Annotated in this window: 15 protein-coding genes; 14 read left to right on the top strand and 1 reads right to left on the bottom strand. The window is 45.1% G+C overall.

Translation table 11 applies throughout. The features are described 5' to 3' along the window. The 7 genes from WHS38_11360 to WHS38_11330 form a co-directional block, all read left to right on the top strand. On the top strand, positions 1–209 hold a 209-nt coding region (locus WHS38_11360), incomplete at its 5' end, for a hypothetical protein (protein MEJ5301574.1). Positions 210–243: 34 nt separating this feature from the next. Then, positions 244–1,224, top strand: a complete 981-nt coding sequence (locus WHS38_11355) for an ATP-binding protein (protein MEJ5301573.1) — start codon at positions 244–246, stop codon at positions 1,222–1,224. Continuing rightward, positions 1,221–2,357: a tRNA preQ1(34) S-adenosylmethionine ribosyltransferase-isomerase QueA gene (gene queA / locus WHS38_11350; protein MEJ5301572.1), complete on the top strand. Its 1,137-nt coding sequence runs from the start codon at positions 1,221–1,223 to the stop codon at positions 2,355–2,357. Before WHS38_11355 ends, queA begins: the two co-directional genes overlap by 4 nt. Before the next feature lie 12 nt (positions 2,358–2,369). After that, complete coding sequence (gene tgt / locus WHS38_11345; protein MEJ5301571.1) at positions 2,370–3,512, top strand: tRNA guanosine(34) transglycosylase Tgt; 1,143 nt, start codon at positions 2,370–2,372, stop codon at positions 3,510–3,512. 157 nt (positions 3,513–3,669) lie between these two features. Next, a complete protein-coding gene (gene hcp / locus WHS38_11340) occupies positions 3,670–5,301 on the top strand; it encodes a hydroxylamine reductase (protein MEJ5301570.1) in 1,632 nt (543 codons plus the stop codon). Between the two features lie 189 nt (positions 5,302–5,490). Next, positions 5,491–6,180, top strand: a complete 690-nt coding sequence (locus WHS38_11335) for a glycosyltransferase family 2 protein (protein ID MEJ5301569.1) — start codon at positions 5,491–5,493, stop codon at positions 6,178–6,180. Beyond that, complete coding sequence (locus tag WHS38_11330; protein MEJ5301568.1) at positions 6,177–6,521, top strand: DUF2304 domain-containing protein; 345 nt, start codon at positions 6,177–6,179, stop codon at positions 6,519–6,521. Before WHS38_11335 ends, WHS38_11330 begins: the two co-directional genes overlap by 4 nt. Before the next feature lie 27 nt (positions 6,522–6,548). Here the strand turns inward: WHS38_11330 and WHS38_11325 are convergent, their stop codons facing one another. Next, on the bottom strand, positions 6,549–7,757 hold the full coding sequence (locus WHS38_11325; GenBank protein ID MEJ5301567.1) for an HDOD domain-containing protein: 1,209 nt from the start codon (positions 7,755–7,757) through the stop codon (positions 6,549–6,551). Positions 7,758–7,931: 174 nt separating this feature from the next. Here WHS38_11325 and WHS38_11320 point away from each other — a divergent pair, with 174 nt between their 5' ends. From WHS38_11320 to WHS38_11290, 7 genes are all read left to right on the top strand, one after another. Beyond that, positions 7,932–9,314, top strand: a complete 1,383-nt coding sequence (locus WHS38_11320) for a TrkH family potassium uptake protein (protein MEJ5301566.1) — start codon at positions 7,932–7,934, stop codon at positions 9,312–9,314. A gap of 12 nt (positions 9,315–9,326) precedes the next feature. After that, entirely contained in the window at positions 9,327–9,995 is a 669-nt protein-coding gene (locus tag WHS38_11315) for a TrkA family potassium uptake protein (protein MEJ5301565.1), read from the top strand. A gap of 60 nt (positions 9,996–10,055) precedes the next feature. Beyond that, on the top strand, positions 10,056–11,348 hold the full coding sequence (gene purB / locus WHS38_11310) for an adenylosuccinate lyase (GenBank protein ID MEJ5301564.1): 1,293 nt from the start codon (positions 10,056–10,058) through the stop codon (positions 11,346–11,348). Between the two features lie 79 nt (positions 11,349–11,427). Next, positions 11,428–12,141 carry a creatininase family protein gene (locus tag WHS38_11305; protein MEJ5301563.1) on the top strand — a complete coding sequence of 238 codons (714 nt, stop codon included), beginning with the start codon at positions 11,428–11,430 and terminating at the stop codon, positions 12,139–12,141. After that, complete coding sequence (locus tag WHS38_11300) at positions 12,113–14,239, top strand: U32 family peptidase (protein ID MEJ5301562.1); 2,127 nt, start codon at positions 12,113–12,115, stop codon at positions 14,237–14,239. Before WHS38_11305 ends, WHS38_11300 begins: the two co-directional genes overlap by 29 nt. A gap of 61 nt (positions 14,240–14,300) precedes the next feature. Then, the gene (locus WHS38_11295; protein ID MEJ5301561.1) at positions 14,301–14,747 is read left to right on the top strand and encodes a CoA-binding protein; all 447 of its coding nucleotides are present in this window, start codon (positions 14,301–14,303) and stop codon (positions 14,745–14,747) included. A gap of 36 nt (positions 14,748–14,783) precedes the next feature. Next, positions 14,784–15,599, top strand: a complete 816-nt coding sequence (locus WHS38_11290; protein MEJ5301560.1) for a hypothetical protein — start codon at positions 14,784–14,786, stop codon at positions 15,597–15,599. Position 15,600 lies beyond the last annotated feature (1 nt).

The raw sequence follows: 15,600 nt of genomic DNA, 5'->3' as shown, positions 1-15,600 counted from the left end.
AGGCGCTGAGGGAGATAGAAGCTGCCAGGTTTGAAGCTATAGAAAAGCGCTTTGAGTCTCTCCAGAGGGAAATGAACGCGCGTTTTGAAGCTATGGATAAAAGGTTCGAATCTCTTGAAAGGCGGCTTACATTTACTCAATGGTTTATCGGAGCGGGGTTTACCCTGATAACGATTGCAGTGACAATCCTGAGAATATACGTAAAATAAAAGTCTTTCGAAATTCTTACAGGGAGAGGCGGTTATGAAACTCGATCGTGCTTCTTATGGGCGTTTGCCAGCTCACGCCAGGTGCACTCGTTGTCGCGAAAAAGCCGTGGTCCATCTTCCAGGTCACCATGCAAATTTCTGTCAGGATTGCTTTATTGTGTTTTTCCGCAATGCTGTGAAGAGAGCCATGAAGATATTCCCTTTAACTCCTCGAAAAATTATTCTTGTCGCTGTATCTGGAGGTAAGGATTCTCTGGCTCTATGGTCAATACTTACAGAACTCGGTTATTCCACTCATGGCATTCATATCGATCTGGGAATTCCCGGTTTTTCCGAAGCATCCAGAACAGCCAGCGAGCAATTCGCTCAATCCCGCGGATTACCTCTTTCGGTGTTCGAACTTAAAAAGCTTATGGGATATAGCCTTCCTGAAATAAAAAAGCGCACTCGAAGAATTATTTGTTCAGTTTGTGGTATCTTAAAGCGGCAGTTTCTTAATCGTCTGGCTTTAATGGAAGGCTTTTCCGTAATAGCTACAGGTCATAATCTTGATGACGAAGCAAGTCGCCTCCTTGGAAATATCCTCAGACATAAGGAAATTTACCTAGAAAAAACCTATCCTTTTCTTCCTGACCTTGAAGGAGTGATGCCGGCTCGCATCAAGCCTTTGTTCAGGCTGGAATCTGAAGAAATTCGCATTTACTGCCACATCAAGGGCATATCTTACTTTGCAGAAAAATGCCCTTTTTCCAGGGGCGCAACAAATCATATGTTTCTTGAAGCTTTACAGCTTCTTGAAGATAAAATGCCTGGCACAAAGCGAGACTTTCTCTTCGGCTATCTTGCCGATAAAAAGCCGCCTCAACCTGAAGAACTCCCCATGAAAAACTGCACCCTTTGTGGAGCCATTTCTTATCAGGATGTTTGCACCGTGTGTCGTATAAAGCAAGAAATTTCGGGCGACCGTTACACTCCGGTTCAGGATAGCCTGGAAAAGCTGGGAACTGTAAAATGATTCAAAAAGACGAAAGGCTTTCTTACCGCCTTGAAGACTACGATTATGAACTCCCGGAAGAGTTAATAGCCCTCGAACCATCGCCTCGACGCGACGAATCTCGCCTTCTGGTACTTCACAGATCCACTGGAACCATGGAGCATACTGTATTTCGTCATGTTGTTAATTTCCTTCGTGAAGGTGACGTCCTGATTATGAACGACACTAAAGTGGTGCCGGCTCGACTGTATGGGCGGAAAGAAACAGGAGGGCGAGTAGAACTTCTCGTGTTAGAACCTTTTGCTGATCCTGAAACAGCAAAAGAAAAAGGCTACGAATGCCTGGTGAAAGCATCAAAACCCTTTAAGCCGGGCATGAAAATTGAGCTAGTAAAGGGCACGTCTTCTGATTCCATCGATCATGAATCATCGTCCGTCATCCATAAGAAACCGGTGCTTACCGTTATGGATGTATCTGGGGAAGGAAAAGTGCGAGTGCTTCTTCCCGAAGATTGGAACATTGTGGATCTTCTTTACCGTTATGGTGAGGTGCCTCTTCCGCCTTACATACGTCGTAGCAAAACTCCGGGTCCCGAAGATTTAGAGCGTTATCAAACCGTGTATGCTCGATACCCCGGTGCGATTGCTGCCCCCACAGCAGGTTTTCACTTTACGGGGGAAATCCTTGAAGCGCTTCGCTCTCGTGGTGTGACTGTTGATTTTGTGACTCTACATGTGGGATATGGAACCTTCGAGCCGGTAAAGACCGAAGATGTGCGTCATCACAGGATGCATAAAGAATGGTGCGAAGTAAGCAAAAAGACGGCTGAATTGATTAAAGAAGCGAAGCTGGGGGGAAGACGAGTGACAGCCGTGGGAACAACCGTCGTTAGGACACTTGAAGGTATAGTGGCTGCTCATTTTGACAATATGGATGCTTTTCCTTACCGTGGGTTTTGCGATTGCTACATTGTGCCAGGGTTTCAGTTTAGAATTGTGGATGCCATGATAACAAATTTTCATCTTCCAAAGTCCAGTCTTATTTTGCTTGTGTCCGCATTTGCTGGAAGAAGCTTGATACTTACAGCATATCGAGAAGCTATCGCCAGACGATACAGGTTTTACAGCTATGGTGATGCTATGCTCATCCTTTAAGGAGTTGTAGCTTTGGCTGAAAGTAGATTCTTTGAAGTAATAGCCCGTGATCCTGAAACTATGGCTCGAAGAGGCAGGCTTTCGACAGTTCATGGAGTTGTTGAAACTCCGGTTTTTATGCCGGTTGGGACTCAGGGATCGGTAAAGAGCCTTACTCCTCACGATCTCCTTACTGAAGACTGCCGGATTATCCTGGGAAATACCTATCATCTGTATCTTCGCCCCGGTCATGAACGGATTGCGCGCCTTGGAGGACTTCATAGATTTATGAGCTGGGACCGGGCGATCCTTACCGACAGTGGTGGATACCAGGTCTTCAGCCTCGCAAAGATAAGGCGTATTGAAGAAGAAGGAGTAGAATTCCAATCCCACATTGACGGTTCACGACATGTTTTGACCCCTGAACGTGTGATAGAAATTCAGGAAGCTCTCGGTTCAGACATTGCTATGGTGCTCGACGAATGCACCCCTTACCCCGTGGAGTATGATTACGCCAGAGCGTCTATGAGGCTTTCTCTTCGCTGGGCTTTGCGGTGTAAACAGGTTCATCGACGCCACGATCAGTATCTTTTCGGGATCGTTCAGGGAAGCGTTTTTACGGATCTACGCAGGGAATCTCTGGAAGGTCTTATGAAGATTGGCTTTGACGGATACGCCGTCGGAAGCCTATCGGTCGGTGAACCTAAGGAAGTGATGATGGAAGTGCTTGAAAATATTCTTCCTCTTTTTCCTGAAGATGCGCCAAGGTATCTTATGGGTGTTGGAACTCCAGAAGATATTGTTGAAGGAGTAGCCCTCGGGGTGGACATGTTCGATTGCGTTCTTCCTACAAGAAACGCTCGAAATGGAACTCTTTTTACATCCTGGGGCAAGATGAACATAAAAAAGCAATGCTATGCCGATGATGATCGCCCTGTGGATCCGAACTGTTCTTGCTACACCTGCAAGAATTTTTCCAGAGCTTATTTGCGACATCTTTATGTCGCTCGAGAACTTCTCTCCTACCGCTTGAACACCATCCATAATCTCCACTTTTATCTCTCAATGATGCAAGAGATTCGCGATGCTATTGAGCAGGGAAAGTTTTTGGAATGGCGAAAAGCCTTTTACGAAAGGCGATCTCTTACGCTGGAAGAAGAATTAATCGAATTGTGATCAAATTTTTACCTGATTGATCCAGATCAAGGTTTCTTCTCCATAAGAGTGGCATAAACAGTTGTGAAAATCAGGATGAGGAGAATTTCTTCAGTTGCTGTGATGTTTCCTCATCCTTTGGGGTAAACCTTAAACAATCAAGGGGAGGGAACAGGCTATGTTTTGCTACCAGTGCGAACAGACGGCAAAGGGCGAAGGTTGCACAAAGATAGGTGTTTGTGGGAAACAACCGGATGTGGCAAGCTTACAGGATCTTTTGCTCTATGCTGTTAAAGGACTCAGCCAGGTGGCTCAGGAAGCCTGGAAACTTGGAATCAAAGATGAAGAAGCCAATGCTTTCACCTGCGAAGCACTCTTTTCCACGCTAACAAATGTAAACTTCGATCCCGATCGCTTCCCGCCGCTAATAAGAAAAACAGTTGAACTTAGAGAAAGGCTAAAGGAAAAGGTTAGGGCTGCTGGGGGTAAAACCGATTTCGGAGATGGTCCGGCAAACTTTGTTCCTGCTTCTACTAAGGACGAAATGGTGGCTCAGGGTGAGAATGTAGGATTTCTGGCTGATAAAGACGAAGATCCTGACATAAGATCCCTTAAACACACTCTGATTTTCGGCTGTAGAGGCATTGCAGCCTATGCCGATCATGCTCAAATTCTCGGTAAAAGTGATGACGAAATCTATCGCTTCCTGCATGAAGCGCTTGCTACAACGCTCAGAAAGGATCTTTCCCTTCAGGAAGCGGTGGACTGGGTATTGCGCTGTGGCAAGGTGAATCTCAGAACTATGGAACTTCTTGATAACGCTCACACGAGCACATACGGCCATCCCGTGCCCACAAAGGTGCCTTTAGGACACAAAAAGGGCAAAGCCATTCTGATTTCGGGGCATGATCTTAAGGATCTAGAAGAACTTCTGAAGCAGACGGAAGGTAAAGGCATTTACGTTTACACTCACGGCGAAATGCTTCCGGCTCATGGTTATCCCGAACTCAAAAAATATCCCCATTTCTACGGACACTACGGCACTGCCTGGCAGAACCAGCAGAAGGAGTTTGCTGAATTTCCCGGTGCTATTTTGATGACCACAAACTGCATCCAGAAGCCAAGGGATGTTTACGAAAAGAACATTTTTACCTGTGGTCTTGTGGGGTGGCCCGGAGTTGAGCACATAAAGGACAGAAACTTTGAGCCGGTTATCAAGCGAGCTCTTGAACTTCCTGGTTATGCCGATGATAGCAATGGTAAGTATGTCATGGTTGGATTTGCAAGGAACGCTGTGCTGAGTGTGGCTGGCAAAATAGTTGAAGCAGTTAAAGCAGGGAGGATCAGACATTTCTTCCTGGTTGCTGGTTGTGATGGAGCAAAACCCGGACGAAATTATTACACTCGCTTTGTGGAACTTGTTCCAGAGGACTGTGTGGTGCTTACTCTCGCCTGCGGCAAATTCCGATTCTTCGACAAAGATCTGGGAACTATAGGAGATCTTCCCAGACTGCTCGATATGGGACAGTGCAATGATGCCTATTCCGCCATCCAGGTGGCACTGGCTCTTGCCGAGGCTTTTCAGACTGATGTGAATTCTCTGCCACTTTCCCTTATTCTATCCTGGTATGAACAGAAAGCCGTGGCGATTCTCCTTACGCTTCTTTCTCTTGGTATAAAAAATATGCGCCTTGGTCCTTCCCTTCCAGCTTTTCTTACTCCTAATGTGTTGAACTTTCTGGTTCAGAATTACAACATTAAACCTATTTCAACACCTGAGAAAGATCTTGAAGAAATTCTTGGAAGTTAAAAGAACTTTTGCGCAGGGACGATAAATGTTTCGTCCCTGCCTAACTTTTTTCGGGTTCTTCTATAGGGACATGGCGATGCTGTGTCCCTATTGTTTTTGTAAAAGCTTTACCTTTTACTCTTCTTAAGTTACAAAACCGGTGCTTACAAAAATGGAGTTGCTAGTAGAGAAGGATAAAACTTGATTGTTGTGGTTCCTGCCTATAACGAAGAAGCAACTATAAGACGGGTTGTGAAAAACATCTGGGATGTGATGGGTTGCCCCGTTGTTGTGGTGGATGACGGAAGCACCGATCGAACAGCGGAGGAAGCTTTTGAAGGTGGAGCCATTGTGGTTTCTCATGGAAAGCGACTTGGTGCATGGACGGCTATACAGACAGGGCTTCTTTTCGCCAGATACCATAAAATTGCTCCTGTGGTGACTCTTGATGGAGATGGTCAGCACGAAATAAATGATATTTCTCTTCTTTATGATGCTTATCGCAAAACGGGAGCAGATGTTGTGATCGGATCATGTCCTGAACGGGTGAGCAAGTTGAGAAGAATAGCGTGGAGTTTCCTGAGAACTCTAACAGGGCTTTCGGTTAAGGATTTGACCTCCGGATTCAGGCTTTATGGTCCACAAGCTATAAACATTCTTACGAGTAAAGACGCTCTACTTCTTGATTATCAAGATGTTGGCGTTCTTCTCATGCTGGCTCACAGGGGACTTTCTATTGTGGAGGTTCCGGTGAGGATGTATGAACGTCCTAAGCAAGCTGGTCATTCAAGGGTTTTTTACAGTTGGGGAGCTGTTATTAGATACATGATGCATTCAAGTGTATACGGTGTTTCTAAGCGATGTTTCAAAGCAAATTCTAAAAAGGAAGTTGTTTCATGATCTCCTATCGTATTACTTCAACGGTTATAGGACTTTTTATTGCTATTGCTATCATTTTTCTTGTGAGAAAGGATTACATTCATGTTCGCCATACAATCTGGTGGCTTGGCTTAGCGGTATGTTCCGTGCTTGTTGGTTTTTTCCCGGAGACGGTAGATGTGGTTGCGCGATGGTTTGGTGTAAACTACCCTCCGACCTTTTTCTTTTCGCTTGGATTTGCTGCGATGCTTATAAAGATTCTCCGGATGGATATAGAATTTTCAAGGCAGGAGCGGGAAATTAAAAGGCTTACTCAGCGGCTGGCGATACTTGAAAAGAGGGATAGAGAGCAAGAAGATTAGAAATTGTGGTTTAATGGGAGTTTTCTGTTAGAGCATTTGAGCCCACCGGATAGCTTCGATATATAGTTGATTAATTTTAGCTATATCTAAGGAAAAATTCTTTGCGATTTCTACGACTTTTTCGCTATCTCCAGCCTCATGCGCCATTATCATACGATACATGAGTCCTAGGGTTCCTTCATGGGAAAGTAGAGCCTTCTGAATTGGGGGTGCAAGATAGAGTTGTTCCAGGACATTTTCCATAGGGCATTGAAGCATAGCATCCAGGGGGGAAAGAACACCCACCAGAAAGGCTTCGTCAGGTTTTGCTGTTTTAGTTTCGTATGCCAGGAGTTCCATATAGCGCCCTCTGTGCAGTGCTTTCCCGAAAAGTTTATAGGGTGATTCTTTTGAAACGCTTCCGTAGATTACGAGTAACAACCAGCGCCTCAGTTCTCGTTCTCCCAGCAGCATTATTGCTCGACGTATGTCCGATACCGGATGTCTTAATCCTACCGCCGGTGAATTTACGTATCTGAGAAGTTTGTATGTTAGAGCGGGATCTTTTTTTAGAATGTTTTCAAAGTCCTTAAGATCCATTTCTTCTTTTTTGAACAGTTCTGACATAATTCTGAGCATGCTGGTAGCTGCGGGAGGAATTTCTTTTCTGAGAACTGTCACAGGCCTGCTGAAGAAAAACCCTTGAAAAAGGTCGAATCCTAGCTCTGTTGCATATTTCAAATCTTCATAAGTTTCTACTTTTTCAGCCAGTAAAAGTTTTTTCTTGTTGTTGCATAACTTTACTATGTGATTCCATCTGGATTTGGGGGTTTTCATGAGATCGACTTTGACAATATCCACCATTTCTACAAAGGGCAGCAAATGCGTTTCTTCCAGAGCAAAATCATCAACAGCCAGAAGATAGCCGCTTTTTTTGAGCTTTTTTATTGATTCTAAGATTGTGTCATCAGGGGTGGTGCATTCCAGTATTTCAATAACGGTAAGATCAGGTGGAAGAATTGTTGCAATATCTTCAGTTAACAAACGTTTTGTGAAATTAATGAAACCTTTAGTTCCTTCAATTAATTCCTTAAAGTCCATAACCATGAGCAGGTTGTGAAGAACGGTGAAAGAAGCTTCGTCGGGATCATTTATGCAGGCTTTAGTTGCATCTGGCGTGGATCGATAGAGGATTTCGTATCCCCAAAGGTTCTTGTTCCTATCAAAAATAGGTTGCCTTGCTACCAGAGCTTCCATAAAAGGCTACCTCCGTTTCGTATTTGATTTTATACCTTGAGTTGGCATTTTTTTACCAGTAAAGAATTTCCGATTTGTCTATTTACCTGAGTTGTATTTGGTATGTGATTTTGGGCAACTCGTTGAAGGTTAACGTGCCTGAGACTGCTAAAATCAAGAAAGTTGAGCGAGATTATGCCTAAGCAAATTATGTCACACTGGTTTTTACCCGTTTTTAGCTTTGCCGTATTTATCCTTATTGGAACTGTAGCTCTTATGCTGGTTCCGCTGAGAATCCCTGTGGAAGGCAAGTTCCACCTTTCCTTTGTGGATGCGCTCTTTATGTCAACTTCAGCGGCTTGTGTAACGGGTCTTTCGGTAGTGGACATTGGCACCTTTTTTCCTCTGGCTGGACAGATAATTATCCTTGTTTTAATCCAGGTTGGTGGGCTGGGTATAATGACTATATCAACGGGTCTTTTTACCATTGTTGGGCGGAGCATCTCGATAAGATCTCGTTTCATCCTTCAGGATACCTTTACTCATATTCCCCAGCCGGACATCATAAGCCTTATTAAAAGAATAATTCTTTTTACATTTGTTTTGGAATTTTTGGGAGCGACATTACTTTTTTTGCGCTTCATCAATCTAAATGGTGATGTTTCCCAGAGTTTATGGATTGCTATCTTTCATGCTGTAAGTGCTTTTTGCAACGCTGGATTTAGTCTGTTTCGTGATTCTATTATGTCCTATAGATCTGATGCGGTTATCGTTTTAACTGTTTCTACACTCATCATTCTTGGTGGTCTTGGGTTTCTCGTGCTTAACGAGCTTTACTGGCTATCTAAATCCAGATTGTCTCCTCGAAAGTTCTGGCATCGACTGTCACTTCATTCCAAAATCGTCCTATCCACAACTTGCTGGCTCATCATATTCGGTTTCCTTCTTTTCTTGATTGCAGAATGGAACGTTACAATGAAGAATTTCAGTATCCATGAGCGTATCCTCGCCGCTATTTTTCAATCCGTTACGCCTCGCACTGCTGGCTTTAACACGCTAGATTTCGCATCCATGGCTCCCATTACTCTTTTAGGAACTTTAATCTTGATGTTTATCGGTGGGTCCCCAGGCTCTACTGCCGGTGGAGTTAAAACTTCCACGATTGCTGCTCTAGCAGCCGTTGGTATCTCAAGATTTATGGGAAGAGAAAAGGCTTTCATCTTTAAGAGAAGCCTCGATGACGAATCCGTTAATAAAGCCTTCGGTGTGCTGACATTGGGTATGGTTATAGTCATATCGGTGACCGCCGGCGTTCTCATAACGGAACTGGGAGCAAAACCTTATAGCGAAACTAATGGGCTTTTCTTGAAATATCTTTTTGAAGTAATCTCAGCTTTTGGAACTGTTGGTCTCAGCATGGGTGTAACTCCAGAACTGAGCAAGGCAGCAAAACTTATCCTTGTATTTACCATGTTTGTTGGAAGATTAGGGCCTCTGGTGGTTGCTGCAGCCCTGAGCCCTCGAATTCGCACCGGTGGAGAATTTACCTATGCTGAGGAACGCATAATGATAGGCTAAGGAGTAATTTATATGGCTCAAATTGCCGTAATAGGGCTTGGAAATTTTGGACATTACCTTGCTCGGGAGCTTTACAGCAAAGGACATGAGGTTCTTGCTATAGACATAAAAAAAGAATCAATCCAGAAGATCCGTCAAGAAGTGACTGAAGCTGTGGTGGCGGATGGAACCAATATAGAAACGCTACGAGCCCTGGGATTACAGGATTTGGATGCGACTGTTGTAGCTATAGGAACCAATATGCTGGCTAGTATTCTAACAACCTTTAATCTGCGACAGATCGGCGCAAAACTCATATACGCAAAAGCTTTGAGTGAAGAACATGCGCAAATATTAAAGCACGTTGGAGCTCATCATGTTATCTTTCCTGAGAAAGATATGGCTCTCATAGTGGCTCGTCGAATCCACAACCCCAACATGATAGATTACCTCCCTCTTCACGAAGATTACGCTATTTTTGAACTTCCGTCCCCTGACTCTTTCATCGGAAAAACACTGCAACAACTGGATCTTATCAATAAATACGCCTTACAGATTATTGCTGTGAGAAAACATGATTCCGTGGCAGGTAAAGATCGGGTTGTATTCATACCTCGAGGTCAATATTCGATCGAGAAAGGAGATATTTTGATTATCCTGGGATCTCATAGAGGTATGGAAAAGCTTTCAGAACAACACTAAAAGATGGGGTAAGTAATCCGGAATGTGCACTAAGGTCAGAAAAGAAAGGAGGGCTAATTCGTGATTCCTCGATACACAAGACCAGAAATGGGGAAACTCTGGACCCAGGAAAATCGCTACAGGAAATGGCTTGAAGTGGAGCTTGCGGTGTGTGAAGTCAGAGCCGAACGTGGGGAAATTCCCTGGGAGGACTGGCTTGTTATTAAAGAACGAGCTAACTTTGATTCAAAGCGTATAGAAGAAATAGAAGAAACAACAAAGCACGATGTAATAGCCTTTATTACCAACGTGGCAGAATATGTGGGTCCACCTTCAAGATTTATCCACGAGGGGCTTACTTCTTCAGATGTGCTGGACACGTCCCTGGCGCTACTCCTGGTTGAAGCTTCGGACATTCTCCTGAAGGATATTGATAGACTCATGAACGCATTAAAAAATCAAGCTTTCCGCTGGAAAGATCTCATCATGATAGGACGATCTCACGGTGTCCACGCCGAACCCATAACCCTTGGGCTCAAATTTGCCCTCTGGTATGAAGAAATGAAACGAAACAGAGAACGACTTCTGAACGCCAGGGAAACCATACGAGTAGGAAAGATCTCTGGAGCCGTCGGAACTTACGCTAACATCGATCCCGAAATAGAAAAAGCTACTTGCGAAAAGCTGGGACTGAAACCAGATCCTATCAGCACCCAGATTGTCCAGAGAGATCGCCATGCCGAATTTTTCACTACCCTGGCTATAATTGGCTGCACAGTGGAGAAAATAGCCGTTGAAATTCGCCATCTTCAGAGAACCGAGGTCCGTGAAGCGGAGGAGTATTTTGCTCCAGGGCAGAAAGGCTCTTCCGCTATGCCTCACAAGAGAAATCCCATCGGATGCGAAAATCTATCAGGGCTTGCTCGAGTGCTTAGAGCTAACGCTCTTGCCGCTATGGAAAACGTCGCTCTGTGGCATGAGCGAGACATCAGCCATTCTTCCGTCGAACGAATAATTGCTCCCGATAGCACCATACTTCTGGATTATATGCTGAATCGTCTGACCGGCATCATTGAAAACCTTACGGTCTATCCAGAAAACATCGCAAGAAATCTTGCCCTTACGGGAGGACTTTTCAATTCCCAGCGAGTAATGCTTGCACTTACTCAAAAAGGGCTTTCTCGTAACGAAGCTTATGAACTTGTCCAGAGAAATGCTATGAAAGTTTGGGAGCAGGGTGGACATCTCAAAAACCGCCTTAAGGAAGATCCGGAAGTTATGCGCCATTTGACAGAAGATGAACTTGAAGAACTCTTTGACCTTCGCTTTTATACTCGTCATGTGGATACCATTTTCGCCAGGGTGTTCGGGTAGGAGACACATGTCCACCACTGGTCTATTTGTAGAAGCAGACATCTATAAGTGCACACTGAGCAAAAGGAGAAAAACACAAATGCCCATGCTGGATGAAGTTACAATGGATGAATTCTCTTCGGGGTTGAAAGAAAGCCGAACTGTTATCCTGCCCTGTGGCTCCCTTGAAGAACATGGAAGCCATCTACCTTTAGGAACCGACACCTGGCACGCCGTTGAACTTGCCAGACTCGTTGCCCAGAAAATATTTGTCTGGGTGGCACCGCCTGTAACTTACGGGCTTTGCAGAAGCTCTTCTCAACACCCGGGAACGGTGAGCATAAGAGGGACAACCTTGAGGCTTCTCATTCAGGACATTGTCCGGGGCTTGTATTTCAATGGGCTAAGAAATATTCTTGTCCTTAGCGGTCATGCCGGTGGAACTCACATCGCCATGATAATTGATGCCTGCGAAGAACTCCTGGATGAACTTGAGGATGCTCGATTTGCTGTTGTCTCTATTAACGACCTGGGACGTATTGCATGGAAGGGCATTGTGGAAACTCCTGAAGATTCTCATGCCGGCGAGGTCGAAACGTCCATTATAGAATATCTTTTTCCCGACAAAGTAAAAGGGCGATCTCAGGAAGAATATCCCTCTTTCCCTCGATTTTTACTCGTTCGAAATAAACGTGATTTCTGGCGTGGAGGCGTATGGGGAAATCCTGCCAAGGCATCCCCGGAAAAAGGCAAAAAATTACTGGAAAAATCTGTGGAGGCGCTGATTGACATTATTAGATCGCTCGAATCGTAATAACTCTCTTAAACTGCCTGAACTTCTTGCTCCAGCCGGATCTATTGAATCCTTCTGGGCAGCCGTTGAATCGGGAGCTGACGCTGTTTACATTGGTGTTAAAGGCTGGAATGCCCGGGCTTTTGCCGGAAACTTTAGCCTGGAGGAATGTGCTGATCTAATCAGCTGGGCAGAGACTAAAAACATAAAAATCCATCTTGCAGTAAACAGCCTTTTGCTTTCTCGAGAACTGGATCAATTTCGGGTTTTGTTGGAACGCGTTGCAGATCTTGCCGAAGCAAAGAGCTTTGGTGGGCTCATTGTCCAGGACATGGGTGCAGTGTTTATGGCGAGACGCCTCTTTCCTGAAATTCCCCTCCATTTAAGCACTCTTTCTGGCATCCACAATCTTCAGGGAGTAGAAAGAGCCGCTAAGTGGGGAATTCGTCGAGTGGTATTAGCGCGGGAGGTGCCGGTTGAAGAAGCCATAGCCATATCAGAACAGGCTCCAGTAGAAATAGAAGTGTTTGTCCATGGAGCGTTATGTTTTTCCTTTTCTGGATTCTGTCTTGCAAGTAGTTTTAGAGGTGGTCGGAGTGGGCTTAGAGGCGAATGCGCTCAACCCTGTCGCCTTCGTTTTCGTCAGGGAAAGCGAGAAGGATTTTTCCTGTCCTGTAGTGACTTTTCAGCTATAGACTTCATCCCCAGATTGAAAAAATCCCGAATTGCGGCGTTGAAAATCGAAGGACGGATGAAATCTCCCGACTATGTGGCAAACGTTGTTAAGGCTTATCGGATGGTTCTCAGTGCCAGTCCGGGGGAAGAGACGGAAGCGATTGGGCTGGCTAAGGAATTGCTTCGAGCGGCTCCGTCCAGACACACCAGTGCCGGATTTTGGGAAGCAAATCCCTCGGAGCGTGTCCTGGATCCAGGTCGTTCAGGATCAAGCGGGATTTGGATAGCAACAGTTGAGAGCAGGAGAGAAAATAGTGCTCTGTTACGCCTGAGAGGAGATCTGCGTTCAGGGGACATTGTTCGACCTGAGTCCTGGAGGGGCAGGGAAGAGCCTATCAGGCACATTGGTAGAACTCATCCTGAAAATGCTCAAAAGGGCGATCTGGTTGAGGTTGAAGGGCTTTCCGATTTGCCGGTAGGGACAAAACTTTTCCTGATCGGTCATAAAACTGAACAGTCTCAAGCTATTTGGAAACGAATTAGATCTGAAATAGCAGCGAAAATTCCCTTGATTCCTTCAAGGTCAAAGCATCTTCCTGTTGAAAATGTGTGGGAGGAACTTCCCGATCGACGTAAAGCTATCCAGAAAAGCGGGATCCAGCTTTTGTTGAAAATCTCGTCTCCGTCGGATCTTCCGGCTGCCTTCCATTCACCTGCCAAATGGGTTGTGCTTAAAGCCACTCTTTCCAATTTGGAATCACTTTCTCGCATGAAAATTCTGCCGTCTCAGAAGGAACGCCTTGTGCTGTCTCTTCCAACCCCTGAATTGGGCTGGACTGAAAGGTTGAAAGTTTATAAACGTGCCGCAGAATGGCTGGTATCTAGAGGTTTCCTCCTGTGGGAGATCAACAATCCGGGACATCTGGAACTTTTTCGAGATGTTAATGTCCGCATCGGGTTATTTGGGGGAATGGGGCTCAATGTTAGAAATGCCGCCTCTCTTGCTCACTGGGCTGAAGAAGGTTGCTTTGCTGTAACGCTTTCTCCCGAGATGACCAGAGATGAACTGCGAGAACTTATGAAATATCCTCTGCCGGCGGTTCCCGTGGTTACGGTTTTTTCGTGGCTTCCGTTAATGACATCCGTCTTGGAGCCAAAACTTATGGAAGGAAAACCTTTTATTACAGAAAGAGGCGATCAGTATTATTATCAAAGATCTAGAAGGCTTACTTTTATATATGCAGACAGACCCGTTAGCTTGTTTGGAAAACTTGGAGAATTAATGAGGATGGGATATTATTATTTCGCTCTGGATATAAGCCAGGGTCCCTGGGATTTGAATAAGGAGCTACCAAGGCTTTTAAGCGGATTCAAGCACGAGCGTGATGACGAGCCTTTTTCGGTTTTTAACTGGGACAGGAAGGTTTTAAACGCGCCCACATAAAAAGTTAGCGGAAACAGGTTCCGGACTTTAACCATGGATCAACCATGAAAGGAGGCACGCTATGACGAAGGGATGCGAAATTCCGGATTACAATCCTCCCGATGAAGAAGTGGCAGAACTTCTGAAGTCGGCAAAAACTGTTGCTGTTGTGGGTATCTCGCATAATGAAGATCGAGATAGTCATAAAGTGGCAAAGTATCTTAAGGAGCATGGCTACAAAATTATCCCTGTGAATCCGAAGTATAAGGAAGTTCTTGGCGAACCCTGTTATCCTGATTTGAAATCGGTTCCTGAGAAAATAGATGTTGTGGATATTTTCAGAAATATTGAAGCCATCCCTGGAATAGTTGATGAAGCTATTTCTGTTGGAGCTGGTGCTGTGTGGATGCAGCTCGGGCTTGCTCATAATGAATCGGCGGAAAAGGCGCGCCAGGCTGGGCTCAAGGTGGTTATGAACAAGTGTATGAAGATAGAGCACAGTCGGCTTTTGGCGTCTGCAAAGTCTTAGTTTTAGGATGCCTCATAAAGTGGGGGAGAGACTTTCATGGATATTTTTAAGCCAGGGGCTTTTTTCGATTTGTCGTCCGTCAAGTGCGGACATATCCTAAGGCGATACAGCCTGGTATGGGAAATAGTCCGGGACATTAGAGACATATGTGTTGAAGTCGTAAACGGCAGGGAAAGCTCGATTAAAGATATAGGCTGTTTTCAGAAACCTCTGCCTGAAACTATCGTTCTCTGGAAGGGCAGGATTTACCGTAAGGGATTTGAAATTAAAGGAGGCGATCCGACAAAGAACACCTTTAGCGTTGTAATTGATGGCGAAAAAACAACCGAGGCTTCAGTCATTTATGCAGGAGCAGTGCTTTGGGATGATAGAATCTGGCTTGGAGATGGTGTTGTTGTAGAACCGGGAGCCTTAATCAAAGGTCCAACGATTATTGGAAATGGCTCAGAAATCAGGCAGGGTGCCTATATACGTGGTCGAGTGCTAATAGGTGAACGATGCGTTGTTGGTCACACGACGGAAGTAAAAAATGCCATATTTTTAGATGACGCAAAGGCTGGCCACTTTGCCTATGTTGGGGATAGCATCCTTGGTAAAGGTGTAAATCTTGGCGCAGGCACAAAGCTTGCCAATCTGAAAATGAATCGCCGCATGGTAACCATTCGCATAGAAGGAGAAGAAATTCCAACGAACCTCCATAAGTTCGGCGCTGTGCTCGGTGACGGCGTTGAAACGGGTTGTAATAGCGTAACCAACCCGGGAGTGCTCATAGGACCCGGGAGTCTGGTTTGGCCCGGCGTCGTGGTTCCAAACGGTTATTATCCAGCTAATAGTTCTCTTACAGCTTGCTAAT

This window comes from Thermodesulforhabdaceae bacterium, assembly GCA_037482015.1.
Classification (GTDB): Bacteria; Desulfobacterota; Syntrophobacteria; order Syntrophobacterales; family Thermodesulforhabdaceae; genus JAOACS01.
This window is presented reverse-complemented; position numbering and strand designations above follow the sequence as displayed.

What these genes read in the sequence shown, in the direction of transcription:
- WHS38_11315 (MEJ5301565.1), top strand. Translation starts at nt 9,327, where the DNA reads ATGGCTCAAATTGCCGTAATAGGGCTTGGAAATTTTGGACATTACCTT.
- queA (MEJ5301572.1), top strand. Translation starts at nt 1,221, where the DNA reads ATGATTCAAAAAGACGAAAGGCTTTCTTACCGCCTTGAAGACTACGAT.
- WHS38_11305 (MEJ5301563.1), top strand. Translation starts at nt 11,428, where the DNA reads ATGCCCATGCTGGATGAAGTTACAATGGATGAATTCTCTTCGGGGTTG.
- WHS38_11320 (MEJ5301566.1), top strand. Translation starts at nt 7,932, where the DNA reads ATGCCTAAGCAAATTATGTCACACTGGTTTTTACCCGTTTTTAGCTTT.
- WHS38_11290 (MEJ5301560.1), top strand. Translation starts at nt 14,784, where the DNA reads ATGGATATTTTTAAGCCAGGGGCTTTTTTCGATTTGTCGTCCGTCAAG.
- WHS38_11330 (MEJ5301568.1), top strand. Translation starts at nt 6,177, where the DNA reads ATGATCTCCTATCGTATTACTTCAACGGTTATAGGACTTTTTATTGCT.
- WHS38_11355 (MEJ5301573.1), top strand. Translation starts at nt 244, where the DNA reads ATGAAACTCGATCGTGCTTCTTATGGGCGTTTGCCAGCTCACGCCAGG.
- WHS38_11325 (MEJ5301567.1), bottom strand. Translation starts at nt 7,757, where the DNA reads ATGGAAGCTCTGGTAGCAAGGCAACCTATTTTTGATAGGAACAAGAAC.
- hcp (MEJ5301570.1), top strand. Translation starts at nt 3,670, where the DNA reads ATGTTTTGCTACCAGTGCGAACAGACGGCAAAGGGCGAAGGTTGCACA.
- WHS38_11295 (MEJ5301561.1), top strand. Translation starts at nt 14,301, where the DNA reads ATGACGAAGGGATGCGAAATTCCGGATTACAATCCTCCCGATGAAGAA.